General features: G+C 72.8%; 23 protein-coding genes. 9 read left to right on the forward strand and 14 right to left on the reverse strand.

Going from position 1 to position 22978, the window contains the following annotated elements; genetic code table 11:
• Nucleotides 1–9: 9 nt before the first annotated feature.
• Nucleotides 10–387, reverse strand: coding sequence for a helix-turn-helix transcriptional regulator (locus ABZ783_RS17525; RefSeq protein ID WP_357439029.1), 378 nt, complete (start codon nt 385–387; stop codon nt 10–12).
• Nucleotides 388–558: 171 nt separating this feature from the next.
• Nucleotides 559–1821, reverse strand: coding sequence for an Ig-like domain-containing protein (locus ABZ783_RS17530; protein WP_357439031.1), 1263 nt, complete (start codon nt 1819–1821; stop codon nt 559–561).
• Nucleotides 1822–2346: 525 nt separating this feature from the next.
• On the opposite strand from ABZ783_RS17530, the gene ABZ783_RS17535 reads away from it, so the two are divergent.
• Entirely contained in the window at nt 2347–3594 is a 1248-nt protein-coding gene (locus tag ABZ783_RS17535; RefSeq protein ID WP_357439033.1) for a D-alanyl-D-alanine carboxypeptidase, read from the forward strand.
• 146 nt (nt 3595–3740) lie between these two features.
• Here ABZ783_RS17535 and ABZ783_RS17540 read toward each other — a convergent pair whose 3' ends face one another.
• On the reverse strand, nt 3741–4799 hold the full coding sequence (locus tag ABZ783_RS17540; RefSeq protein WP_357439035.1) for a S8 family serine peptidase: 1059 nt from the start codon (nt 4797–4799) through the stop codon (nt 3741–3743).
• Between the two features lie 92 nt (nt 4800–4891).
• On the opposite strand from ABZ783_RS17540, the gene ABZ783_RS17545 reads away from it, so the two are divergent.
• The 6 genes from ABZ783_RS17545 to ABZ783_RS17570 all read left to right on the forward strand — a co-directional run bounded on the left by ABZ783_RS17545 (nt 4892) and on the right by ABZ783_RS17570 (nt 9858).
• Complete coding sequence (locus ABZ783_RS17545) at nt 4892–5314, forward strand: acyl-CoA thioesterase (RefSeq protein ID WP_357439038.1); 423 nt, start codon at nt 4892–4894, stop codon at nt 5312–5314.
• 609 nt (nt 5315–5923) lie between these two features.
• Nucleotides 5924–6361 carry a PPC domain-containing DNA-binding protein gene (locus ABZ783_RS17550; RefSeq protein WP_357439041.1) on the forward strand — a complete coding sequence of 146 codons (438 nt, stop codon included), beginning with the start codon at nt 5924–5926 and terminating at the stop codon, nt 6359–6361.
• Nucleotides 6362–6543: 182 nt separating this feature from the next.
• The gene (locus ABZ783_RS17555; protein WP_357439044.1) at nt 6544–7827 is read left to right on the forward strand and encodes a divalent metal cation transporter; all 1284 of its coding nucleotides are present in this window, start codon (nt 6544–6546) and stop codon (nt 7825–7827) included.
• A gap of 167 nt (nt 7828–7994) precedes the next feature.
• Nucleotides 7995–9110, forward strand: coding sequence for a hypothetical protein (locus ABZ783_RS17560; protein ID WP_357439046.1), 1116 nt, complete (start codon nt 7995–7997; stop codon nt 9108–9110).
• 71 nt (nt 9111–9181) lie between these two features.
• Complete coding sequence (locus ABZ783_RS17565) at nt 9182–9475, forward strand: metalloregulator ArsR/SmtB family transcription factor (protein ID WP_073835181.1); 294 nt, start codon at nt 9182–9184, stop codon at nt 9473–9475.
• Nucleotides 9472–9858 carry a VOC family protein gene (locus tag ABZ783_RS17570; protein WP_357439048.1) on the forward strand — a complete coding sequence of 129 codons (387 nt, stop codon included), beginning with the start codon at nt 9472–9474 and terminating at the stop codon, nt 9856–9858. The genes ABZ783_RS17565 and ABZ783_RS17570 overlap by 4 nt, the downstream gene beginning before the upstream one ends.
• 25 nt (nt 9859–9883) lie before the next feature.
• Here the strand turns inward: ABZ783_RS17570 and ABZ783_RS17575 are convergent, their stop codons facing one another.
• A complete protein-coding gene (locus ABZ783_RS17575) occupies nt 9884–11044 on the reverse strand; it encodes a hypothetical protein (RefSeq protein ID WP_357439050.1) in 1161 nt (386 codons plus the stop codon).
• 86 nt (nt 11045–11130) lie between these two features.
• Between ABZ783_RS17575 and ABZ783_RS17580 the strand changes: the two genes are divergently transcribed.
• The gene (locus ABZ783_RS17580) at nt 11131–12180 is read left to right on the forward strand and encodes a zinc-dependent alcohol dehydrogenase family protein (RefSeq protein ID WP_357439052.1); all 1050 of its coding nucleotides are present in this window, start codon (nt 11131–11133) and stop codon (nt 12178–12180) included.
• Nucleotides 12181–12230: 50 nt separating this feature from the next.
• On the opposite strand, the gene ABZ783_RS17585 is transcribed toward ABZ783_RS17580, so the two are convergent.
• The gene (locus ABZ783_RS17585) at nt 12231–13217 is read right to left on the reverse strand and encodes a DMT family transporter (protein WP_357439055.1); all 987 of its coding nucleotides are present in this window, start codon (nt 13215–13217) and stop codon (nt 12231–12233) included.
• A 105-nt stretch (nt 13218–13322) separates the two neighbouring features.
• On the opposite strand from ABZ783_RS17585, the gene ABZ783_RS17590 reads away from it, so the two are divergent.
• The gene (locus ABZ783_RS17590) at nt 13323–14216 is read left to right on the forward strand and encodes a LysR family transcriptional regulator (RefSeq protein ID WP_357439058.1); all 894 of its coding nucleotides are present in this window, start codon (nt 13323–13325) and stop codon (nt 14214–14216) included.
• Nucleotides 14217–14259: 43 nt separating this feature from the next.
• On the opposite strand, the gene ABZ783_RS17595 is transcribed toward ABZ783_RS17590, so the two are convergent.
• Genes ABZ783_RS17595 through coxB form a run of 9 tightly spaced genes read right to left on the reverse strand, consistent with a single transcriptional unit; the run spans nt 14260 to nt 22937 of the window.
• Nucleotides 14260–16023 (reverse strand): cytochrome bc complex cytochrome b subunit, encoded by a 1764-nt coding sequence (locus ABZ783_RS17595; protein ID WP_357439060.1) that lies wholly within the window; start codon nt 16021–16023, stop codon nt 14260–14262.
• On the reverse strand, nt 16020–16883 hold the full coding sequence (locus ABZ783_RS17600) for a Rieske 2Fe-2S domain-containing protein (RefSeq protein ID WP_357439063.1): 864 nt from the start codon (nt 16881–16883) through the stop codon (nt 16020–16022). Before ABZ783_RS17600 ends, ABZ783_RS17595 begins: the two co-directional genes overlap by 4 nt.
• On the reverse strand, nt 16880–17659 hold the full coding sequence (locus ABZ783_RS17605; RefSeq protein ID WP_357439065.1) for a c-type cytochrome: 780 nt from the start codon (nt 17657–17659) through the stop codon (nt 16880–16882). Before ABZ783_RS17605 ends, ABZ783_RS17600 begins: the two co-directional genes overlap by 4 nt.
• A 3-nt stretch (nt 17660–17662) precedes the next feature.
• Nucleotides 17663–18049, reverse strand: coding sequence for a c-type cytochrome (locus ABZ783_RS17610; protein WP_357439068.1), 387 nt, complete (start codon nt 18047–18049; stop codon nt 17663–17665).
• Nucleotides 18046–18960 (reverse strand): cytochrome c oxidase assembly protein, encoded by a 915-nt coding sequence (locus ABZ783_RS17615; protein WP_357439071.1) that lies wholly within the window; start codon nt 18958–18960, stop codon nt 18046–18048. Before ABZ783_RS17615 ends, ABZ783_RS17610 begins: the two co-directional genes overlap by 4 nt.
• Nucleotides 18948–19349 carry a hypothetical protein gene (locus tag ABZ783_RS17620; RefSeq protein WP_357439074.1) on the reverse strand — a complete coding sequence of 134 codons (402 nt, stop codon included), beginning with the start codon at nt 19347–19349 and terminating at the stop codon, nt 18948–18950. Before ABZ783_RS17620 ends, ABZ783_RS17615 begins: the two co-directional genes overlap by 13 nt.
• Nucleotides 19349–19978 (reverse strand): heme-copper oxidase subunit III, encoded by a 630-nt coding sequence (locus tag ABZ783_RS17625; RefSeq protein ID WP_357439077.1) that lies wholly within the window; start codon nt 19976–19978, stop codon nt 19349–19351. The genes ABZ783_RS17620 and ABZ783_RS17625 overlap by 1 nt, the downstream gene beginning before the upstream one ends.
• Nucleotides 19975–21903, reverse strand: a complete 1929-nt coding sequence (ctaD, locus tag ABZ783_RS17630) for a cytochrome c oxidase subunit I (protein ID WP_357439080.1) — start codon at nt 21901–21903, stop codon at nt 19975–19977. The genes ABZ783_RS17625 and ctaD overlap by 4 nt, the downstream gene beginning before the upstream one ends.
• Before the next feature lie 8 nt (nt 21904–21911).
• Nucleotides 21912–22937, reverse strand: a complete 1026-nt coding sequence (coxB, locus tag ABZ783_RS17635; protein WP_357439082.1) for a cytochrome c oxidase subunit II — start codon at nt 22935–22937, stop codon at nt 21912–21914.
• Nucleotides 22938–22978: the final 41 nt, after the last annotated feature.

Genomic DNA, 22978 nt, shown 5'->3' on the forward strand with positions numbered 1-22978 from the left:
CTCCTCCGTTCAGTGGCGGGCGGCGGCGTACCGCTCAGGGCGGCCGGCCCGCGTCCCCTCGAAGGCGCCCGCCGCGCGCCGCAGGCAGGCACCGATGACCTGGTCGAGCTGCGCCAGTCGGAGCGTCCAGGACCGGAGATCGTGGCGGCCCTTCGCGGTGAGTTCGTAGCACCGGCGCGCCGGTCCGGCCCCGGTGGTCTCCCACACGGAGATCACCGACCGGTCGCGTTCCAGGCCGCGCAGAACCCGGTAGACGTGGCCGGGTTCCACATCGGGCATCCCCATGGCGCGGAGCCGGTCGATCAGGTCGTACCCGTGACCGGGCCGTTCGAGGATCAGGAGCAGGAGGAACGGGTGTAGCAGACCGCGCAGCTCAGGTCCGTGCATGCCAACCCCTCCCCCGACGCAGGGCATCCCTTCTGTGGCAGCTAAACACACTTACTACAGCAATACGGAGGATTGCCCGGTTCCCGGCGACCCACGGCAAGCGCCGCGGCCCGCGGCCGGATGCTCCGGCCGCGGGCCGCGGTGCCATCGCGCGAAGGGCGTACGCCCGGATCAGCCACCGCTGTTGGAGCGGGCGGGGGCGGGCGCCGACCCGCCGGCCACCACGCCCGGGTGCGGCGTGGCACTGACCGTCGGCTTCAACCCGGCCGGTACGGGCAGCGCGCTGCCCTTGGCGAACTCGTCCCAGCCGACGTTCCAGGCGGTCCAGCCGTTGCCCTGATCCAGCGTCACCTCGGTGCCCTTCACCGTCACCAGATCACCGACCTGCGTGATCCGCATCAGCCAGTCGGCATTGGCGTTGGAGACGTTGGTGCAGCCGTGCGAGACGTTGATGTTGCCCTGGTCCCCCTCGGACCATGGCGCGGCGTGGATGAACTCGCCGCCGTTGGTGAGCCGCTGGGCGTCCTCGACGTCGACGATGTAGCCGCCGTTCGGGTCACCCATGGTGTTGAAGGTCGTGTACTCGAACTTCTCCATGATCACCATGTTGCCGCTCGAGGTAGGCGTGCTCGGCTTGCCGAGACTGACCGGGACCTTTCGGAGCAGTTTGCCGTCCTCGTAGACCGACATCTGCTTGCTGGCGTTGTCGATGTCGAGCGAGACCTGCCGGCCGATCTTCGAACTCGCCGAGCGGTCCGCGTCCCCGATGGCGTCCTTGCCGATCGGCAGGCCCTCCAGCGCGCTCCGCACGCTGATCTTGGTGCCCGGCTTCCAGAAGTCGGGTGCCCGGTATTCGACCTGTTTGCCGTCGGCCAGCCACGACCAGGTGCCCGGCTGCGGCGGATCCGTCTTCACGAACAGTCGCCGCTGCACGTCCGCCCTGGCCTCTTTCGGAATTTCCGGGTCGAACGTGACGACTACCGGCATGGCCGTCCCGTACGTCTGGTCCGCGGTGAAATTCAGGACACTGGTGACTGCCGTTCTGGTCGATTTGGCCATCGTCGTGAACGTCGTCTTCTGCGTGGTCGTCCGCCCCTTGTCACCGGTCGCGGTCACCTCCGCCGTATACGTCCGCGAATTCTGCAACGGACGCATCGGCACCCAACTCGACCCGTCCTCCCGCGGCTCGGCCGGCACCTGCGCGCCCTTGTCGTCGGTCAACCGCACCGCGGTGATCTTCCCACCCTTGACGGCGGTCCCCACCTCGGCGCTGATCGGCACGTCCCGCGACTGGTCGCCGGGCGTCACCGTCAGTTGCGGTGGCGCCGCGTGCGCCTGCTTACCGGGCAGGCGGTCGGCGGTGCACCCGACGAGGACCAGCGGTGTGGCCGCGATGGTCACCGACAGCAGCCTCAATCGCCGCCTCAGCTCCATATTGTCCCCCCGTTCATGGCTTTCCCTCCGCCCACATTCTCACTGGGATGCAAAGGCATATGCGCGATTTCGGCAGACTGCTCGGATCAGGCTCACGGAAACATCTCCCATGGTTTTACCTACCGGCAGAAATGGGCCGACAGTTTCGGTTCGCGACGCATTCCGACGGAAAGAGCGAACTACTGCTCGCCCATCCCGTCCCGACCCGCTGCGCCCGGCGTTTCCGCTTGCGCGACCTCGGTCCGGAAGCCGCACCCGATTCCCGGAGCTCCGGATCGGGTCCGACTCGGTCGCCGTGCGCCGGTTCATCGGGAACACACTCACCGGGCGGCTCGGCGCACCGACCCCCGGCGCCACTGTGCTTTAGACTGCCACGAAACCGGACCTTCAGGAGAAAGCTTCACGAACGTGCACAAGACGACCCGAACGTGGGCGGCCATCCCGATACCCGGATTCTCGCCGCCCCCGGGACCAGTTTCGGCAACCCGACCGGCCCCGCCTTGTCGGCGATTACGGTGCATTGACGTGACCATCTTTCGCATTGCCGCCGTCGCGTTCAGCGTTTTCCTGACCGCGCCCGCCGTGGTGGTCGGGTCACCGACGCGGGCCGAAGCCGCACCGTACGTGCCCTGCCCGGCGGTGAAGCCGCCGATGCCGCCACCCGCCGCACCGGCTCCGCCACCGGTCGGTCCCGGCGATCAGGCGGTCGGTGGAGATTCGCTGGCCACGACGGGTCTGGCCATTCCCGCGGGTGCACCGATGGCGCCGGCGGTGACCGCCACCTCGTGGCTCGTGGCCGACCTGAACACCGGCGCCGTGCTGGGTGGCTGCGGCCCGCACGAGCACCGCACGCCGGCCAGCGTGCAGAAGATGCTGCTGGCCGCCGCGCTGATGCCCCGCCTGGACCCGACCCAGATCGTGGAGGTGACCCGGGCGGATCTGCAGGATCTCGATCCGGCCAGCTCCCTGATGGGGGTGGTCCCGGGCGGCCACTACTCGGTCGAGAGCCTGTGGCTGGGGCTGCTCCTCAAGTCGGGGAACGACGCGGCCAACGTGCTAGCCCGCGTGGGCGGCGGCTCCGCCGGCCGGCCGGGCGGCGTACAGGCGATGAACGACGAGGCGCACCGGCTGCAGGCGAACCAGACCCACGCGGCGACACCCTCCGGCCTGGACGGCCCCGGTCAGTACACCAGCGCGTACGACCTGGCGCTGATCGCGCGGGCCACCTACGCCCGCGAGGACTTCCGCCGGTACATCGCCACCCGGGTGGCGCAGATTCCGGCCGAGGCGGGAACCGAGGGCTTCGCCATCACCCACGACAACACCCTCCTGGACCACTACCCCGGGACGCTCGGCGGGAAGACGGGCTTCACCGACCTGGCCCGGCAGACGTACGTGGGTGTGGCCGAACGCAACGGCCGGCGACTCGCGGTGACCCTGCTCGGCGCAGAGACCGCACCGCTGGGGAGTCTGGGCGAGGCGGCAGCGCTGCTCGACTGGGGCTTCGCCCTCTCCCCCGACGCGTCCGTCGGCCGCCTGGTCACCCCCGACGAGAAGAAGGACGACCATCCGCTGGTCGCCGGCAAGAGCGAGCGGCAGGGCCGCACCGGGATCCTGTCGGCGTTCTCGCTGCCGGTCGTCCTGGGCCTCAGCGCCGCCGTCGTACTGGTCGTCCTGGCCCTGGCCGCCGGGCGGTGGCGCAAGGCCGTGCGCCAGTCAGCCGGCCCGCCCGCCGGACGATCGGGGCGTGACCGGGTCGGGTCGGAACCGTAGTACACCGCCGGGCCGGCCACCACGGAGCGGTGTCCGGTGGACGTTGGCCGGCAGCCACCCGCATCGCCCCGAGCCTGCGAAGACGTCGACAGCCGACGAGCCCGGCACCCACGCCAGGTGCGCGGCGGGCTCGTCGGCGGCCGGCGTCAGGCGCGCGGCGCGGCCACGGCAGCCTGGGCGTCGACGATGCCCCAGCCGTACAGCGGCGAGTAGACGCCGCGCAAGCCGAGCACCGGGGTGCGGGCGGTGGACATCAGTACCGAGTACACGTTGGCGAGGCTGCGCCCCTGGGCGAAGAGCAGGGCCGCGACCCCCGACACGGCGGGCGTCGCCATCGACGTCCCGGCGTACGCGTCGTAGTCGCCCTGCCCGCAGCCGCTGGCGCCGGCACCCACGGGCACACTGGACCACACGTCGTCGTCGCAGTTGACGAGGCCGGCGCCGCCCGGAGCGGCCACCGCCTTCAGGTCGGTCTTCACGCCCAGGTTGGAGTACCAGGCCTTGACCTCGTTGCGGTCGGTGGCGGTCACGCAGAGGGCGCCGTCCTCCCAGGCCGGTGTGTCGCACAGCGGTGCGGTCTCGTTGCCGGCGGCGGCGATGACCGCGACGCCCTTGGTCTGCGCGTAGGCGATCGCCGCGGTGGCGTCGGACTCGAGCCCGGTGAGGGTGAGGGCCTGCGAACCCGGCAGCGCCCCGAGGCTGAGGTTGATCACCTTGGCGCCGTGGTCGGCCGCGTAGCGAATGCCCGCGGCGATGTCGGCGAAGCTGCCACTGCCCGCCTCCAACACCTTGATCGGCATGACCTTCGCATCCGGGGCCACCCCGGCGACCCCGATACCGTTGCCGGTGGCCGCGGCCGCGATGCCCGCCACGTGGGTGCCGTGCTCGTCGCCGGCGTCGGCCGCCCCGTTGGGGCCCCGCCAGTCGCCGTTGCCGCAGGAGGTGGGGCCGCAGCCGACGAAGGTGGCACCGGGTACGAGCTTGGCGCTCAGGTCCGGGTGGCTGAGGTCGACGCCGGTGTCCACCACCGCGATCACCACCCCGGCACCGGTGCTGGTCGCCCAGGCCTGCTCGGCGCGGATCTGCCGCAGCCCCCACTGCTTCTCGGACAACGGATCGTTGGTGGCCGCCTGCACCGGTGTGGCGGCGACGGCCACGAGCGCCGCGGCCACGGCGGCAGCGGTGAACAGTCGGGTGATCGACATGAGACCTCCTCAGATGGGGCTTCATCCCGATATCGGTGACGAGGTTCGATGCGTAACAGCCGGTGTCACCGCACCCGGTTACGCTCGCGGGCATGGGAGATCCGTTCCGGGTACGCATCACCGTCCGCGGCTACGAACTCGACACCCAGGGCCACCTGAACCAGGCCGTCTACCTGCAGTACGCCGAGCACGCCCGGTGGGAGTGCCTGCGCGCCGCCGGCATCTCCCAGGATCGGCTCATCGCCAGCGGGGTGGGACCGGTCGCCCTGGAGGTCACCCTGCGCTACCTACGGGAGCTGCGCGGCGGGGACGAGGTCGACGTGTCCTGCGGGTTCCGTTGGGGCGAGGGCAAGACCTTCCACCTCGACCAGGACTACACCCGCCCCGACGGCACCCCGGTGGCGACCCTGACCGGAGTGGGTGGGCTGATCGACCTGTCCGCCCGGCGACTGGTGCCCGACCCGCGGGAGCGATTCCGGGCGCTGGCCGCCGACCCGGGGCCGCTCAACCTGTGACGCCGCGGGTCTCCCGGGTGGCGGCGAGCGGCACCGTCAGGTCCACCTGGGTGCCCAGCCCGGGCCGGGTGTGCACGACGCTGGTGCCCCGCACCGCTGCCAGGCGACCGTGGATCGAATGGGCCATCCCGAAGTTCGGGGCGCACGATGCGGGATCGAACCCACGGCCGTGGTCGACGAAGCTGGCCCGGATCGCGTCGCCGTCGAGGTCGACGGAGCACCGCGCTGGTGACGCCGGAATGCTTGGCGACGTTGGTCAGCGCCTCGTCGACGGGGCGGTGAGGTCGTCGATCCGACGGGCATCAACAAGGGTCAGAAGGTCTGCTACTGACGACGGGCCGCGGTGGCCCGGCCGGTGACCCGCCGGCCGGGCCACCTTGCCGTCACCGCACGTCGGGGCCGCGCACTCACGGGTGCGGGACGCCGTGACCGCGCCGTTCCTGCCACCCGCGACGGCGCACACGGGCAGCCCGGAGTCGCCGGCGATTGCCGCACCCCAGAGCTGCCCGCTGCCTACGCTTCGAGGGAGAGCTCCGCCGGCCGGGCCGCGGCGCACGCGCCTTCGGGGTGGCCGGAGACCAGGAGTTGGTCCGCACAGGGAGATCGCGAATGAGACTGCGGGAGGTACGCCACCAGACCGGACGGGTGCTGGTGGTGGTCTGCGACAAGGAGGAGGAGGCGGTCACCACCATCGGCGCGGCGCTGCGGGAGCACGGGCTGGTCGCCGCCCGGGTGTCCGCGGTGGGCGGGTTCGCCGAGGCCGAGGTCGGCTGGTTCGACCGGAACGCCGGTGACTACCGCCGCATCCCGGTCGCGGAGCAGGTCGAGGTGCTCTCGCTGCTCGGCGACGTCGCCGCCAAGGACGGCGAGCCCGCCCTGCACGTGCACGCGGTGCTGGGACGGGCCGACGGCAGTACGGTCGGTGGGCACCTGCTGCGCGGCCGGGTGTGGCCGACGCTCGAGGTCATCATCTCGGAGGTGGCACCGGAGCTGGCGAAACGGGTGGATCCGGAGACCGGTCTGGCCCTGATCTCCGCGGCCCGTTGAGCCGCGGGGTCACCGCGTCCGCAGCCGGGTCGCATACCGCGTGCTCCACCGGCACCCGCCGTCCCGTCGCCTGCTCGCGGGCACCCGCTTACCCGTTGCGCACCGCCCCACGTCCACCGGACCGACCCCGGGCTTTCGCGAACTTCGGCCCGGGCGCGCCGCCGCGCTGCCAGATTTGACGGATGGGCGATCGCCGGGGTGTCCGAGGCCGGGGTGGCCGGGCGCGCCGGGCGGCGGCGACCGCCGCCGGGTCCAGGTTGCGGTCGCTGGGCCCGGGCCTGGTGTCGGGGGCCGCGGACACGGATCCGACCACGGTGGCGGCGTTGGTCGTGGTCGGGGCGACCACCATGTTCGGGCTGGCCTGGCTGACCCTGCTGATGATGCCGGCGCTGGTGGTGGTGCAGGTGCTCGCCACCCGGGTGGGCGTGCTGTCGGGGCGGGATCTGCAACGGGCGGTCCGCGACGGCTACGGCCGGGCGCTGAGCATCCTGTTGTTGATCTCGATCCTGGGGGTCAACGTCGTAACGATAGCCGCCGACGTCGCCGCCGGGGCGGCGGCGATCGGCCTGCTGGTCGGGGTGGAGTCCCGCTGGCTGGCGCCGGCCTTCGCCGCGGGGGTCCTCGCCCTGCTGCTGCTCGGCAAGTACGACGAGGTCGAACGGGTCCTCAAGGTGGTGATGCTGGGCCTGCTCGCGTACGGCGCGGCGGCGGTGCTGGCTCACCCGGACTGGCTCGCGGTGGCCCGGGGCAGTCTGATCCCGTCCATCCCCTTCACCGAGGCCCACCTCGCGGGGGCGCTGGCGATCCTCGGCACCACCCTGACGAGCTACATGTACGTGTGGCAGACGGTGGAACAGGTCGAGGAACCGCGGGCCCGCGAGCAGCTCAAATTCCGCGAGTTCGACGCGCAGGTCGGGGGCGGTCTGGCCGCGGTGATCTTCTGGTGCATCCTGGTCGCCAGCGGCGCCACGCTCGGCGCGCACCACCAGCAGGTCGAGACCGCCGAGCAGGCCGCCCAGGCGCTGCGTCCCCTGGCGGGGCCGCTGGCCGGTGTCCTGTTCTCGTTGGGGCTGCTCGCCTCGGCGATCATCGCAGTACCGGTGATCATGGCCAGCGGCGGGTACGTCACCGCCAGCGCCTTCGGCTGGCCGCGGGGGCTGAGCCGCACTCCCCGCCAGGCGCCCCGGTTCTACGCGGTGGTCGTCGCCCAGACCGTGGCCGGCGTAGCCCTGGCCAGCACCGGGATAGGTCCGATCCGGCTGCTGTTCCTGGCGAGCCTGATCGGCGGCATCGCCACCCCGTTGGGGCTGGTCCTGCTCGTCCTGGCCGCCGGAAACCCCAGGCTGATCGGCGCGACCCCGATCCACCTGAGTCTGCGGGTCGCGGGGTGGGCGGTCGCCGCGTTGGTGGCCGCCGTCAGCCTGCTCTTCCTCGCCCAGCAACTCCATCTCGTGCCGGGGGCGTGACGGGTGCCGGGCCGGATTCCTGCGGTGCGCCGCGGTAGCCGGGCCGTGCGCGCGGGCGTTGAACCCCACATGCGGCTGGCTCGGAGGCGGGAACGGTGGTGTGACGTGGGCTCGGTGGCCGTCTGGCGGCGGTGTGCCGCCGCGCCTGCGGGCGGACGGGGGCGCGGATGGACCTGATGCGGTGGTTCGCGGGGGTCGCCGGGCTGGCCGTCCTGGTCCTCGTCGCGAGCAGCATCCTGGGCAGTCTGGTGGTGCCCCGCGGGTTGGGGTCCGCGTTGGTGCGGGTGCTGTGGCGGTCGATGCGATGGGTGCTGCGCCGTGCGTCGGCCCCCTTCCACAGCTACGAGGTGCGCGACCGGTTCCTCGCCTGGCTCGCGCCGGCGGTGCTGATCGCGATGCTGTGGTCCTGGCTGGCCGGGCTGCTGGTCGCGTACGGGCTGCTCATGCACGCGGTGTCCGGGATCTCGTGGCCGGACTCGTTCCGGGAGGCCGGATCCAGTCTGTTCACCCTCGGCTTCGCCTCCGGCAAACGGTCCACGCTCAACCCGCTGGACTTCATCGCCGCGGCGAGCGGACCGGTGGTCATCGCGCTGCAGATCGCCTACCTGCCGACGTTGTACGGCGCGTTCAACCGCCGGGAGCAGGAGGTCACCCTGCTCCAGGCCCGCGCCTCGCAGCCCGCCTGGGGACCCGAGCTGCTGGCCCGGCAGGCCCTCGTCGGCACCGTCGACGAGCTGCGCGGCCTGTACGAGGACTGGGAGCGGCTGGCCGCCGACATCGGCGAGACGCACAGCAACTACCCGGTGCTGCTGTCCTTCCGCTCGCCGCGCCCGTACCGCGGCTGGGTGGTCGCCCTGATCGCGGTGATGGACGCCGCCGCCATGCACATCTCCCTCGCCCCGTCCGCGGCGGTCGTCCCCTCCGCGCGGCTGATGCTGCGGTCGGGGTTCACCGCGCTGCGCGAGATCGCCCGGGTGGTCCGCATCCCGTTCGACTCCGACCCCGACCCCGACGGTCCGCTCCAGCTGACGTTCGAGGAGTACGCCGAGGCCGTGGCGCACATACAGAAGGCCGGCTTCGTCACGGAACGCTCGGCGGAGGAGTCCTGGCCGCACTTTCGCGGTTGGCGGGTCAACTACGAGAGCATCGGCTACGCGTTGGCCCGCAACCTCGACGCCGTGCCGGCCCTGTGGAGCGGCGGGCGGGACTTCCCGCATGAACCGGTAGCCCCCCAGAGGCCCCTCGATCGGCGGCCGCAGCCGTCCCGGGACCATCCCTCCTGACTCGTGCGCCCGGTGGGCGTGCCGGGCCGGCGACTTGATAGGCAAGTGGCTGCTTGCATATACTCGGCACGGTGAAAGACGGTGACGTGTTCAGAGCGATCGCCGACCCGACCCGCCGCAAGATCCTCGACGAGCTGACCGAACGCGACGACCAGACGCTGTTCGAGATCTGCTCCCGGCTGACCATGCGGCACCAGATCACCTCCTCCCGGCAGGCGATCTCGCAGCACCTCGAGCTGCTGGAGGCCGCCGGGCTGGTGGTGTCACGCCGCGACGGGCGTTACAAGTTCCATTCCATCAATCCCGCCCCGCTCGAACAGATCGTCGAGCGGTGGCTCAACCGCCGGACGAAGGAGTCCTCGTGAGGATCAACCTGACCAGCGTGCTCGTCGACGACCAGCGGAAGGCGCTGCGGTTCTACACCGAGGTGCTGGGCTTCGTGAAGAAGACCGAGATCCCGATGGGCGCGGTCAGCTGGCTCACCGTCGTCTCGCCCGACCAGCCGGACGGCACCGAGCTGGTGCTCGAGCCGGACGCCCACCCGGCGGCGAAGCCGTTCAAGGCGGCGCTGGTCGCCGACGGCATCCCGTACACCTCGTTCGCCGTGGAGGACGTGCACAAGGAGTATGACCGGCTGCGGGAGAAGGGCGTCGTCTTCACCCAGGAGCCGACCGCCATGGGTCCGGTGACCACCGCCGTGTTCGACGACACCTGCGGCAACCTGATCCAGATCGCCTCCCAGCAGTAGGCGTCGGGCTGCGGGCCGGAGGTGGCTATCCGGCCCGCACCGCAAGCTGGTCGAGCTGCGGCAACCCGACGCCGAGTTCCCGCAGCCGGGCGCTCGCCACCTCGACGGCATGCAGCTGGCCGACCGTGTCGGCGACGAACAGCCACCGGCTGTCCGGCGACCAGACCATTCCCTGCGGGAAGAACCCGGCATCCACCGCCAGCTCCACCGGGACGTCCCCGCCGGAGCGCAGGTCGAGCAGATGGACCCGGGGCAATGCGCCCGGCGAGGTCACCCAGATGGCGGCCCTTGTCCCGTCCGGCGAGATCAGCCCACGGCTGACCTCGTTCTCCGGCAGCCGCAGCGGCACCGCGCGTCGGGCCCCGGTGCGCTGCTCGATCAGGACCGCGGCGCAGCGCAGGCGCTCGTCGCACTCCCGGGCCAGCCAGTGTTTCGGGCCGACGGCGAGCACCTCGCCGGTGGTGATCCGGCGGACCCCGTCGGGGCGCAGCGAGTAGACCCCGCCGGTCGCGCCGACCAGCGGGTATCCGGCACCGTCCGGCTCGGCGAAGCCCTGCATGTTCCGAGGGAGCACGAGCGTCTGCCCGGTGCGCCGGCCGTCGAAGCGGACCAGGAGCATCCGCCCGGCCTCCTCCTCACTCACCCACACCGAGGTCGGATCCGGACCGGGCAGCGCCGCGCCACTGCGGCTGAACTCGTCGGTCGCTTCGGCCGCGGGTCCCCCGTCCGGCACCACGTAGCCGGGCACCGCGTCCAACGGCCGGACGACCACCCGGTCGGGGCCGACCAGGAAGTTGACCGGGCCGGTGCTGCGCAGCATCGGCACGGGGGTGGTGGTCACCCGGCCGCTGGCGAACTCGACGCGGACCACCGATTCCGGCCCCCGGCCGTACAGCTGCCAGCCGGCGTCGATCCCGAGCAGGGGGTGGCCGAGCTCGGTGACCGCTGGGGCGGCCGGCCTGGGGGTGGCCCCGCTCGGCGATGCGGCGGCACTGGTCACGGACGGCGACGGGGTCGCCGGTGGCCGGTCCGCCCGGCTGTCGGCGCCGGTGCGCGCATAGACGGCCAGCCCGACGCCGGCGACGAGCACCAGCGGCAGCCACTTCCGCCAGGGGCGCCGGGGGCGGTCGTCGCGGACCGGACCGCCGATCTCGATGATGTCGCCCGGGTGGTCGTCGGCCGTCACCCTGCCATCATCTCCCGCGGTGCCGCCTGGCGCTGCCCCCCGGTCCGCGGTTGGCCGCCCGTCCACGGCGTGTGAGGATGCGGCGCATGCGAGCGGTGATCTTCGACGAGTTCGGTGTCCGACCCGAGGTCCGCGACGTCCCGGATCCGGTGCCGCCGCCCGGTGGCGCGGTGATCCGGGTCGAGGCGACCGGGCTGTGCCGCAGCGACTGGCACGGGTGGCAGGGGCATGACCCCGACATCCGCCTGCCGCACGTCCCGGGCCACGAGTACGCCGGGGTCGTCACGGCGGTCGGCGCCGGCGTACCCGGCTGGCGACCCGGCGACCGGGTCACCGTGCCCTTCGTCTGCGCGTGCGGGCGGTGCCCGACCTGCCTCGCCGGCGACCAGCAGGTGTGCGAGCGGCAGACGCAGCCCGGCTTCACCCACTGGGGCTCGTTCGCCGAGTACGTGGCGGTGCGGAACGCCGACGTCAACCTGATCCGGCTCCCCGACGAGCTGGGCTACCCGGCCGCGGCGGCGCTCGGCTGCCGGTTCGCCACGGCGTTCCGGGCGGTGGTCGGCCAGGGGCGGGTCGCCGCGGGCGAGTGGGTGGCGGTGCACGGCTGCGGCGGCGTGGGACTGTCCGCGGTGATGATCGCGGCGGCGTGCGGTGCGCAGGTGGTGGCCGTCGACATCGCCCCCGGCGCGCTGGGACTCGCCCGACGCTGCGGTGCCACCGTCTGTCTGGACGGACGTGCCCTCGCCGGCCCCGGCGCGGTGGCCGCGGCCGTTCGCGACGCGACCGGCGGTGGGACCCACCTGTCGCTCGACGCCCTGGGCAGCCACGCCACCTGCGCCGCCTCCATCGAGAGCCTGCGGCGGCGCGGACGGCACGTGCAGGTCGGTCTCCTGCCCGCCGCCCAGGGCCGTCCCGCTCTGCCGATGGACCTCGTGATCGCGTACGAGCTGGAGCTACGCGGCAGCCACGGCATGGCCGCCCACGCCTACCCGGAGCTGCTCCGGCTGGTCACCGCGGGCGTGCTGCGCCCCGCCGAGCTGGTCACCCACACCATCGGCCTCGCCGAGGTGCCCGACGCGTTGGCCGCCATGGACGGTCCCGCGCCGGGCGGAATGTGCCTCATCCGACCGGCGTGAGTGGGCGGGCCGCAGGCGGTGGCACACCGGTGGGTGCGCGGAGGATCCGCTCAACCGGCTCGGGTGCCCGCCGCCGCGGCAGGCCCGGCGTTCGCCGGGTCCGCGACCGGCCGGCCGGCCGGCGAATGGCCCACCTCGGCGGCGGGCGCTGCCTCCGGCGCCCGTGGCGGCCACCGGGTCAGGCCGACGCCGAGCAGGACGACGACCATGCCGACGGTCATCCGGATGGTGACCGGCTCGTCGAGCAGGAGCGCGCCCAACGTCACCGAGACGACCGGCAGGAGATAGCCGACGCTGGCGGCGTTGGTGGCGCCCTCGTGGGTGATGATCTTGTAGGTGAGGTGGAAGGTGACCGCCGTGCAGCCGAGGGCGAGGACGACGAGGGCGCCGACCGACGCCACGGTCACCCGCGGCGCGTCGAGGCCACCGACGGGCAGGAACAGGGCGCTCCAGCCGGTCGCGACGAGCAGTTGGGCGCTGGACAGCACGATCGTCGGTACGCCTCGGCCGACCAGGGTCCGCCCCAGGTAGGCGAAGGCGGCGGCGTAGCTGACGGCCGCGCCGAGGATGGCCAGGGCGTTCCAGCTGACCAGACCCCCGTGGCGCCACGGAGCGAAGATGGTCACGACTCCGGCGAAGCCGAGCAGGAGGCCGCCGAGGCGGATCGGACGCAGGTCGCGCTCCGCGCCGATCGCGAGGCCCAGCAGCAGCGACCAGAGCGGCGTGGTGGCGTTCAGCACCCCGGCGGTTCCCGAGTCGACGGTCCGCTGGCCGAGGCTGAACAGCGCGAACGGCAGGGCGTTGCAGAGGAAGGCCGCCACGGCCAGGTGCCGCCAGATCGACGGGTCCGTGGGCAGGCGGTGGCCGGCCAGCCGGCACGCCAGCAGGAGTGCCGCGGCGCCCAGGGCGCACCGGACGAAGGTCACCTGGGCGGGTGTGAACCCGTCCAGGGCCACGGTGATCCACAGGAAGGTGGAGCCCCACAACAGGGCCAGTACGCCCATCCGGAGCAGGTTCCGTGCGCCGCCGCTGATCATGGCTCTCCCGTCGAGGGGTGTCGTCGCGTCGTGCCGGCTCCACGGTGCCCCGACCGGATCAGCAGGACAAGTGAACGTTTCTACCTGACCGTTAAGCTCTGCTACATGCTTGACGTGCGTCGCCTCCAGGTCCTCCGCGCGGTCGTGACCAGCGGCTCGGTCACCGCGGCCGCGACCCATCTCGGTTACACCCCGTCGGCGGTCAGCCAGCAGATCGCCGCGCTGGAGCGGCAGACCGGCGTCCGGCTGCTGGAGCGGATCGGCCGGGGCGTACGCCCCACCGCGGCCGGCCGGCTGCTCACCGAGCACACCGGCATCATCGGCCGGAGCATCGCCGACGCGGAGACCGCGCTGGCGGAGCTCCGGGCCGGCCGCACCGGGCTACTGACGGTGCGCTACTTCGCCACCGCCGGCGCCGCCCTGATCCCGCCCGCGCTGGCGCGGTTCCGCCACCACCATCCGGACGTACGCGTCGAGTTGAAGCTGATCGACCCTGACCCGCTGCCGGAGGTGGCGCAGGGCCGCGCGGATCTGGCCATCCTCGTCCGCACGGGCGCGCCGCTCCGCGACGGCGTCCACCTCGTCCACCTGCTCGACGATCCGTACCTGGCCGTCCTGCCCGGCGATCACCGCCTCGCCGCGAAGGAGGCGGTCGACCTGGCCGATCTCGCCGCGGAGCCCTGGGTCAGCAGCGAGCCGGCCGGGCCGTGCCGGGAGGTGGTGCTGGCCGCCTGCGCGGCGGCGGGTTTCCATCCGCGGACCGCGGTGGAGTGCGACGACTACCCCACCGCGCAAGGTTTCGTCGCCGCCGGGCTCGGCGTCAGCGTGATCCCGCGGACCGCCCTCGACAGCCGCCACCCCGAGGTGGCCGTCCGGGAGATCCGGAACCCGCGGCCGGTCCGGCGGATCCACGCGGCGGTCCGGGAGACCTCGCTGGAGCAGCCGGCGCTGCGCGCCCTGCTCACCGCGCTGCGGGACGCGGCATGCGGGCGCGACTGACCGACCGCGGCGGCAGACCCGGCCGCCGCCACCGGCCCGCGGTTCACGCCGGGTCGCCGCCGCCCGAGGTGGCGTCTGCCTGCTCGGCCGGCGGAGGTTCGTCGTCACCGCCCCGCCGCCGGCGGCGTTCCCGCCTGCGCCCGAGCAGCGCCGCGACGAGCAGCGACCCGGCGGCGGTCGCGCGTCCCCAGCGGCGCAGGGCCACCCGGAGCGCCCGGGCCGGCGGCGGGGGCGGCCCCGGCACCACGACCCGGTCCACGCCCGGGTAGGCCAGCCGGGCGGTCTCGACCGCCTCCTCCTCCGACGTGACGGCCCGGTTGTTGGTGAGGGTCAGCTGTCCGGCCTCGTTCCGGTAGCGCCACCGCCACACCTCACCCTGTGGCCAGAGCTCGATCCGCTCCCCCGGGCGGTGGCGGACGGGGACCTCGGGTTCGTCCTCGCCGGTCGGGCGCCGCGGCGCGGGGCGGGCCCCCCGGCGCAGGTCGGCCCGGGTGAGTTCCCCGAGGGAGGCGGCCTCGCCCCGGTGCAGCGCCCGCGCGATGAGGAACGCGAGCACGCCGGTCACGATCGGCAGGACCAGCACCAGGACGCGGAACAGCGCCAACAGGTCGTAGACCGGCACCCGGAGCAGCCGGGCGAGGATGTCGTCGCCCGCGGCCACCACGAGGACCACGTAGAAGGTCAGTGCGCCCACGCCGATGCCGACCCGGACCGGGTGGTTCCGGGGCCGGTCGAGCAGCTGATGCGGGCGGCGGTCGCGGGTGCACCATCGTTCGATGAACGGCCACAGGTAGAGGGCGACGAAGCTCAGCCCGCCGAGCACGACGCCGGGGAAGAACGGGGCCGGCACCAGGTACCCGCCGATGCGGAACTCCCACGGCGGGAACAGGCGCAGCGCGCCGTCGCCCCAGGCGACATACCAGTCCGGCTGCGCCGGCGAGCTGGACTCGGCCGGCGCGAACGGACCGTACAGCCAGACCGGGTTGATCTGGACCAGCCCGCCGAGGGCGAACAACACCGCCAGCACCCAGGCGAACAGGGCGAGCGTGCGCAGGGTGTAACCCGGCCAGAACCGGGAGCCGACCACGTTGTGCTCGGTCCGTCCCGGGCCCGGGAACTGGCTGTGCTTCTGCCGCACCAGGATGCCCAGATGCAGCGAGACGAGGGCGACGAGGATCGCCGGTACGAGCAGCACGTGGGTGATGAACATCCGCGGGATCATCTCGTCGGAGGGGAACTCGCCGCCGAGGGCCAGCGCGGCCAGCCAGGTCCCCACCAGGGGGATGGACTCCACCACCGAGGTGATGATCCGCAGACCCAGCCCGGACAGGAGGTCGTCGGGCATGGAGTAGCCGGTGAAGCCGTTGGCCAGGGCGAGGGCCAGCATGGTCACGCCGATCAGCCAGTTGAGTTCGCGCGGCTTCCGGAACGCCCCGGTGAAGAAGATCCGGGACAGGTGCAGCACGATCGCCGCGACGAAGGCCAGCGCCGCCCAGTGGTGGGTCTGCCGGATCAGCAGTCCGGCCCGGACGTCCCAGCTCAGCCGCACCGTCGAGGCGTACGCGGCGGAGGTGGTGGCGCCGTCCAGCGGGGCGTAGGAGCCCTGGTAGACCCGGTCGGCGGAGCTGGCGTCGAAGAAGAAGGTGAGATAGACGCCGGTGAGGATCAGCGCGATGAACGAGTAGAGCGCGATCTCCCCGAGCATGAACGACCAGTGGTCGGGGAAGATCTTCGCCAGCGCCCGGCGGGTGATCGGGGAGAGCCGGAGCCGGTCGTCCAGCGCGCGGGCCAGCGGACCCATGATCATGGTCGGCTCCAGAATCCGGCGCCGGGCGGCGCGGTGAAGTCGCCGGTGGCCCGCAGGAAGCCGTCCGGGCCGACCTCGATCGGCAGCCCCGGCAGGGGCCGTGCCGCGGGGCCGGCGATCGGCCGGGCGCCGGCCAGCAGGTCGAACGAGGACTGGTGGCAGGGGCAGAGCACCCGGCCGGCGCCCTTGAGGTAGAGCCGCACCGGGCAGCCGGCGTGGGTGCAGAGCAGCGACCAGACGACCAGGCCGCCCAGGTGCCCGCCAGCGGGCTGGCGGATGAAGCGCTCCGGGTTGAGGCGGACCGCGAACGCGGGCGCGTCCCCGACGTCGATGCTGCCCTCCGGAAAGACCGCGACCATTGTGTCGGCTGGCACGTCGTCCGGCCGCAACGGTCGCCCCTGGTCGTCGACCAGCCGGACACCCGGCCCCCACGGGGTGTCCTTCAGCGACCGCGTCGGGCGTTGCCGGTCCAACGGAAGCAGGGAGCGCAGCGGGAACAGCGCGGCGACGCCGAGGGCGGTCAGCGCGAAGCCGAGCGCCGCGAGCAGCCCCCACCGACGCGTCGGGCTCTCCGGCGCGCGGAACACCGCCGCGGTCATTGCCTGCTCGGCGGGGGGCGGAACGAAGCCCTCGTGCTCCTCGACGTAGCCGCCGACCGGCACCAACCGGCGGGACCAGACCGCGAGCCCCACCGCCAGGCCGGCGAAGGCGACCGCCAGGCACACCCCTTCCCACTGGGTACCGCCGTTCAACCCGTACGTGACCGCGAAGCCGACCGCCCCGGCGGCGCTCACCAGGAACGCGGCGGTGATCCGGCGGCTCGCGGCCCGCTCGCTCTTCGACGGAGTCCGGCCGCTCACTCCCCCGCCCTCCGGCCCAGCCATCGCACGGCGCCCACCAGCAGGGCGAGCACCACCACCCAGCCGACCAGCCCCTCGGCCAGCGGTCCCAGCCGGCCGATCGGGTTGCCGCCCCGGTCCAGTCGCTCGGAGCGCAGCCGCTGCACGTAGCTGGTCAGGTCGTTCACCTGCCGGTCGGTGAGCACCTGGCTGGGGAAGGCCGGCATCAGCCCGGGCCCGACCCGGACCGCCTCGGCGACCTGGGTGGCCGTGGACTCGTACAGCGGCGGAGCGATCCAGCCGTTGGTGAGGACCGCACCGGAGCCGCCCGCCCCGTGGCAGGGCGCGCAGTTGGCGGCGAAGAGTGCGCGGCCCGAGACCACGTCGCCGGGCGCGACCCGGGGAATCTGCGGGCCCCCGCCGCCGAAGCTGGCCACGTGGCCGACCAGCGCGGAGATGTCGTCGGCGGAGAAGACCGGTGCGCGGCGGGTGGCCTGCGGCACCTCCTGCGAGAGCGGCATCCGCCCGGTGGAGAGCTGGAAGTCCACCGAGGCCGGTCCGACGCCGATCAGGGACGGGCCCCGCTGCGATCCCTGTCCCTGCGGCCCGTGGCAGCTCGCGCACTGCTCCAGGTAGAGCTGGGTGCCCCGGTCGGCGGCGGGGGTGGTGGCGGTCGGGCTCGGGGTGGGTGCGGGCGCGAGCGCCACCGGTCCCGCGGCCAGCGCCAGGACGGACCCGACCGCGAGGGCCCGGCGGGGGTGCGGGGTGGGCAGCGTCACCGCTCGTGGTCGCCGCATCGGTCAGTCCAGGGTGTAGAGGTACGCGGCGATGTCCTGCGCGTCGATCGCGCTGACGCCCAGCTTCGGCATGGCGGTGCCCGGTTCGACGGCCTGCGGGTCGGTGATCCACCGTTGCAGGTTGTCGGCGTTGTTGGGCAGCTCACCGGCGATGTACGACCGGGCACCGAAGCGGGTCAGCGGCGGGCCGACCAGCCCACCGGCCTGGTCGATGCCGGGAATGGTGTGGCACGAGCCGCAGCCGTACTGGGCGATGAGCTGCGCACCCCGGTCGGGCCGGCCGACGCGGGACTCGGGCGGCGGTGGGGGCGGCGCCGAGGCGCAGCCGGCCACGGTGACGACCGGCAGCGCCGCCAGCACGGCGCCCAGCATCCAGAGACGACGGCTCATCGCACCATCCCTTCCGTTGCGGCACCGGTCGCCGCCGGCTTCGGGTGCCGGCCCGGCCGGTCGGCAACCAGGTGGTCGGGCCGGTCCCGGTCCAGCCGCAGTAGCCAGGCGAGGAAGACCGCCAACGTCGCCACCAGCACCGCCACGTCCATCGGCGCCCACATCAACAGCCCGGCGAGCTGCTGGTCGGCGACCGGGTCGGGGCCGAGGACGCGCGCGGGATAGACCGGCTCGGGGGCGAAGGTGAGGGCCGCGCCGAGGGCGGACGCGGGCAGCATGGTGCCGACCAGCAGCAGCAGCGACACCGGAGCGGGCGCCCGGTGGCGCGCCGGGCCGAGCACCGGCGCCCACAGCAGCCAGGCCGCCGCCACCAGGCTCACGTGCTCGGCGGCGTGCAGGACCGGGCGGTCCACCGCGGCGACGTACGGGCCCGGCAGGTGCCAGAACCACAGGACGAGGGTCTGCGCCGCGGCGGCCAGCAGGGCGTACCCGGCCGGGCGACGCAGCCGACGCACCGGGCCCGCGGCCCGCCAGCGGGCCAGCAGCCGGCGCAGCGGCCGGGGTGCGGCCACGGTCAGCGGCAGCCCGGCCGCGCCCGCCGCGAGCAGCGGGCCGGCCACCAGCAGGAGCAGCATGTGCTGGGCCATGTGGCCGGCGAAGGAGGACTCCGCCAGCCGGTGCACCGGCCCCTGGTCGGCCGCCAGCACCACCAGCAGCCCACCGCCGAACGCAGCCACCCGCCAGCCCGGCACGACCCGGCCGGGGCCACGGCGCGCCCACAGCTCCTGCACGCCCCGGCCGTAGCCGGCGGCGAGCAGGCAGAGCCCCGCGACGACCAGCATGGTCAGCAGGCCGTCGGTCACCTCGCCGGGGCCGGGCCCGTGGGCCCGGTAGCCGCTCAGCCCTGACATGGCGGGAACACCAGCACGGCGACGCCGCCGAGCGCGATGATCGTCAGGAACAGCAGGTTCGCCCAGACACCCACCACGGCGAGCATCCGGGACCGGTCGAGGGCCCGGTCGTGGGCGCCGGCCGCCCGCGCCTGCCCGGTACGCCTCAGCACCAGGGTGGCGACCAGCAACGATCCCAGGGTGGCCACGCCCGGGACGAACACGGCGACGCTGAGGGCCTGCCAGAGCGGTACGCCGGCGATGCGCTCGGACTTGGCGGCGCAGGCGAGTTCGTCCAGGCTCCAGGCGGCGATCAGATGCACCGCCCAGGCGATCGCGCCGCCGAGCACGCCGTACCAGAGCAGCAGCCCGCCGGTCAGGCGGGCGTGTGGGCCGGGTCGCGCGGTCATCACAGGCGCGGGGAAAGGTAGACGGTGAACAGGATGGCGACCCACACCGTGTCGACGAAGTGCCAGTAGATCGCGGCGTTGCGGACCCGTTCGTGGCGGTGGGACCCGAAGCTGCCGCCGCGCAGGGAGGCGACGAGCAGCCACCCGATCATCATCAACCCGACGCTCACGTGCAGCCCGTGGAACCCGGTGATCACGTAGAACAGCGACCCGTAGACGTTGGTGGTCATGGTGAAGAGCCGGAGGTCGTCCTGGTACTCGATGACCAGTAGGGCCATGAAGGACAGCCCCATCACCAGGGTCGCGGCGAGACCGGCGCGCAGACGCCAGCGCTGGCCCCGCCGGATGCCGTGTTCCGCCCAGACCACCGGCAGGCTGCTGGGCACCAGCACCCCGGTCATCACCAGCGGGATGAGCAGCTTCGGCTTGTCGATGCCGTCGGGCGGCCAGACGGGGCCGTGCTGGAAGCGGAGGTAGAAGTAGCTGCCGAGCAGGCAGGCGAAGAGGGTGGCCTCGGTGGCCACGAACATCACCATGCCCCACCAGCCGGTCGGCCGGCCGACCGGCTCCTCCGTGGTCAGCGCCTCGACACCGGTGGCCGCGGCCACCACCCCGCCCCGGTCCGTCATGACGCTATCCCGATTTCCTCGTCGGGCCGCCGGGGCGGCCAGAGCCACGCCGCGATCGTCGCCGCCACCGCCAGTACGGCGGCCACCGCGACCGGGTACGCGCCCAGCAGCAGGGCGGTGAAGAAGATCAGCAGTACGCCGGCGAGCACGAGCGGCTTGAACGACGGCTCCGGCATCTGCGCCGCGCGCTCGGGGCGCGCGTCCAGCTCGCTGGTGAACAGGGTGCGCTTGCCCTCGCTGAGGATGCGGTCCTTGGTCGCGCCCGTGGTGGTCGACTCCACGGTCCGTTCGTCCCAGGTGGGATGCAGGCTGTGCACGCGGGGAATGACCGGGAAGTTGTACGCCTCGGGTGGCGAGGCGGCCGACCATTCCAGGCTGTCGCCCTCCCACGGGTCCGGCCCGGCCGGCCGGCCCCGCCGGATCGCGTGCACCACGCCGATGAGCACCAGCAGCAGCCCGAGTGCCAGCACGTACGACCCGATGCTGCTGATCAGGTTCCCCACATCCCAGCCCAGGTCGCTGCGGTAGGTGTAGACGCGCCGGGGCATGCCGAACAGGCCGTAGAGGTGCATGGGGAAGAACGTGACGTGCATGCCGGTGAAGACCAGCCAGAACGCCCACCGCCCGAGCCCCTCGTGGTACATCCGACCGGTGATCTTGGGGAGCCAGAAGTAGATGCCGGCGAGTATCGGGAAGAGCGCCCCGCCGAGCAGCACGTAGTGGAAGTGGGCCACCACGAAGTACGAGTCGGTGACCTGTTGGTCGAAGGCGGTCAGCGCGAACATCGCGCCGGTGAAGCCGCCGAGCACGAAGGTCACGATGAACCCGATGACGAACAGCAGCGGGACCCGCAGCACCAGCCGGCCGAGCATCATGGTGGCCAGCCAGGCGAAGATCTGGATCCCGGACGGGATGGTGATGATGGTGCTGGCCGCGCTGAAGAAGCTGTACGACAACTGCGGCAGCCCGGTGGCGAACATGTGGTGCACCCAGACCCCGAACGAGACGATGGAGATCGCGACGATCGCCAGCACGATCAGCGGGTAGCCGACGACGCCACGGCGGGTGAACGCGGGGAGCACGGCGGAGACGATGCCCAGCCCGGGCATCACGATGATGTAGACGTCGGGGTGCCCGAAGATCCAGAACAGGTGCTGCCAGAGCAGCACGTTCCCGCCGCCGCCCGGGTCGAAGAAGTGGGTGTCGAACCGGCGGTCGAGGAAGAGCAGCGCGTTGTCCGTGTTCAGCGCGGGCAGGGCGAAGACCACCATGAAGGCGGTGGCCACGATCGCCCAGACGAACAACGGCACCCGGTTGAGCGACATCCCCGGCGCGCGCAGCTTGAGCGCGGTGACGATGAAGTTGATCGCGCCCGAGGTGGTGGAGATGCCGAGGAAGAGCAGGCCCAGCGCGTAGACGTCCATGTGCAGGCCGGGGTTGTGCTGTTCCTGGTTGAGCGGCGCGTAGGCGAACCAGCCGTTGTTCGGCGCCGCCCCGAACGGCAGGCTCGCCCACATGAACAGCCCGGCGAAGAGGAACGCCCAGTAGCCGAAGGCGTTCAACCTGGGGAACGCCATGTCCCGGGAGCCGATCATCAGCGGGACGAGGAAGTTGCCGAAGCCGAACAGCATCGGCGTGGCGAACAGGAAGATCATCGCCGTGCCGTGCATGGTGAAGAGCTGGTTGTACTCCTGCGGCGACAGCACGCCGGACTCGGGCCGGGCGAGCTGGGTGCGCATCAGCAGGGCGCTGAGCCCGGCGAGGACGAAGAAGAACGCGGCGGTGACCAGGTACCGTCGGCCGATCTTCTTGTGGTCCACAGTGGTGAGCCAGGCGCGCAGCGAGCGGGGTTCGTCCCAGTGCTCGGCCAGCCGGGTCAGGTCGTCGCGGCCGATGCCGGGTGGTGTGCTGGTGGTTGTGGACATGGTGGCCCCTACTCCAGCGACCGAAGGTAGGCGATGAGGTCGGGCAGTCGGGCGGCGTCGACCGGTTGCGGCGGCATGGCGTTGCCGGGCTTGACGGTCTGCGAGTTGGCGATCCAGCCGCCGAGGTGGCCGGCGTCGTTGGGTACGGCGCCGGCGCCGATGCTCCACCGCGATCCCACGTTCGACAGGTCGGGCCCGACCCGCCCCTGCGCGCCGGTGCCCCGGATCGAGTGGCAGGCGGCGCAGGTGCCCTGCACGAAGGTCTGCTGGCCGCGCCGTTCGGCATCCGTCTGGGGCGCCCGGGCCGGGGCGTCGAGCCGGTCCAGGAAGGCGTCGAAGTCGGCGCGGGGTTGCGCCACCACGAGGAACGCCATGTGGGCGTGCTGGGTGCCGCAGTACTCGGCGCACTGGCCGCGGTAGCTGCCGGCCTGCCGCGCCTCCAGCCAGGTCTCGCGGGTCTCGCCGGAGATCAGGTCGGTCTTCGGCATCAGCTGCGGCACCCAGAAGCTGTGCAGCACGTCGTCGGTGCGCAGGCGTACCTTGACCCGCTCCCCCACCGGGATGTGGATCTCGTTGGCGGTGGCGCCGGATCGGCCCGCGTAGCGCACCTCCCACCACCACTGGTGGCCGATGACCTCCACGGTCAGCGCGTCCCGGCCCGGTCCGGCGCCGAGCGCGGCGAGGTCCCGCAGGCCGACGCCGTACACGGCCACGAGGATGATGAACGGCAGTCCGGCGCCGGCGATCGTCACGAAGCGCAGCGGCTGGCCGTGGCGCACCCGGGCGGCGCCCCGCCGGAACACCAGCGCCCACGCGAGCAGCGCCATGACCTCGGCGAACACCGCCACGGAGATCCAGAACAGCAGCCACCAGAGGCCGTTGACCCGGGCCGCTCCGGTCCCCTGCGGATTCAACGCGGACGGTGACCCGCCGGAGCAGCCGGCGAGCAGCAGCAGGCCGGCCAGCAGCAGCATCGGCCCGGGTCGGCGCTGCCGCCGGGCCGGGTGCGGGGCAGTCTCCGCTGTCGTCCTCATCGGCAAGGACCTTAGTCCCGGTTGACCGCCTTCACCCGTTT

The sequence above is a fragment of the Micromonospora sp. NPDC047738 genome (genome assembly GCF_040642675.1).
In the GTDB taxonomy this organism is placed as follows: domain Bacteria; phylum Actinomycetota; class Actinomycetes; order Mycobacteriales; family Micromonosporaceae; genus Micromonospora.

Bases quoted from the DNA above. Each gene is read 5' to 3' on its own strand.
- ABZ783_RS17615 (WP_357439071.1), bottom strand. From the start codon at position 18,960: ATGTCAGGGCTGAGCGGCTACCGGGCCCACGGGCCCGGCCCCGGCGAG.
- ABZ783_RS17525 (WP_357439029.1), bottom strand. From the start codon at position 387: ATGCACGGACCTGAGCTGCGCGGTCTGCTACACCCGTTCCTCCTGCTC.
- ABZ783_RS17530 (WP_357439031.1), bottom strand. From the start codon at position 1,821: ATGGAGCTGAGGCGGCGATTGAGGCTGCTGTCGGTGACCATCGCGGCC.
- ABZ783_RS17580 (WP_357439052.1), top strand. From the start codon at position 11,131: ATGCGAGCGGTGATCTTCGACGAGTTCGGTGTCCGACCCGAGGTCCGC.
- ABZ783_RS17585 (WP_357439055.1), bottom strand. From the start codon at position 13,217: ATGATCAGCGGCGGCGCACGGAACCTGCTCCGGATGGGCGTACTGGCC.
- ABZ783_RS17620 (WP_357439074.1), bottom strand. From the start codon at position 19,349: ATGACCGCGCGACCCGGCCCACACGCCCGCCTGACCGGCGGGCTGCTG.
- ABZ783_RS17540 (WP_357439035.1), bottom strand. From the start codon at position 4,799: ATGTCGATCACCCGACTGTTCACCGCTGCCGCCGTGGCCGCGGCGCTC.
- ABZ783_RS17555 (WP_357439044.1), top strand. From the start codon at position 6,544: ATGGGCGATCGCCGGGGTGTCCGAGGCCGGGGTGGCCGGGCGCGCCGG.
- ABZ783_RS17610 (WP_357439068.1), bottom strand. From the start codon at position 18,049: ATGAGCCGTCGTCTCTGGATGCTGGGCGCCGTGCTGGCGGCGCTGCCG.
- ABZ783_RS17625 (WP_357439077.1), bottom strand. From the start codon at position 19,978: ATGACGGACCGGGGCGGGGTGGTGGCCGCGGCCACCGGTGTCGAGGCG.
- coxB (WP_357439082.1), bottom strand. From the start codon at position 22,937: ATGAGGACGACAGCGGAGACTGCCCCGCACCCGGCCCGGCGGCAGCGC.
- ctaD (WP_357439080.1), bottom strand. From the start codon at position 21,903: ATGTCCACAACCACCAGCACACCACCCGGCATCGGCCGCGACGACCTG.
- ABZ783_RS17590 (WP_357439058.1), top strand. From the start codon at position 13,323: ATGCTTGACGTGCGTCGCCTCCAGGTCCTCCGCGCGGTCGTGACCAGC.
- ABZ783_RS17595 (WP_357439060.1), bottom strand. From the start codon at position 16,023: ATGATCATGGGTCCGCTGGCCCGCGCGCTGGACGACCGGCTCCGGCTC.
- ABZ783_RS17560 (WP_357439046.1), top strand. From the start codon at position 7,995: ATGGACCTGATGCGGTGGTTCGCGGGGGTCGCCGGGCTGGCCGTCCTG.
- ABZ783_RS17545 (WP_357439038.1), top strand. From the start codon at position 4,892: ATGGGAGATCCGTTCCGGGTACGCATCACCGTCCGCGGCTACGAACTC.
- ABZ783_RS17605 (WP_357439065.1), bottom strand. From the start codon at position 17,659: ATGCGGCGACCACGAGCGGTGACGCTGCCCACCCCGCACCCCCGCCGG.
- ABZ783_RS17550 (WP_357439041.1), top strand. From the start codon at position 5,924: ATGAGACTGCGGGAGGTACGCCACCAGACCGGACGGGTGCTGGTGGTG.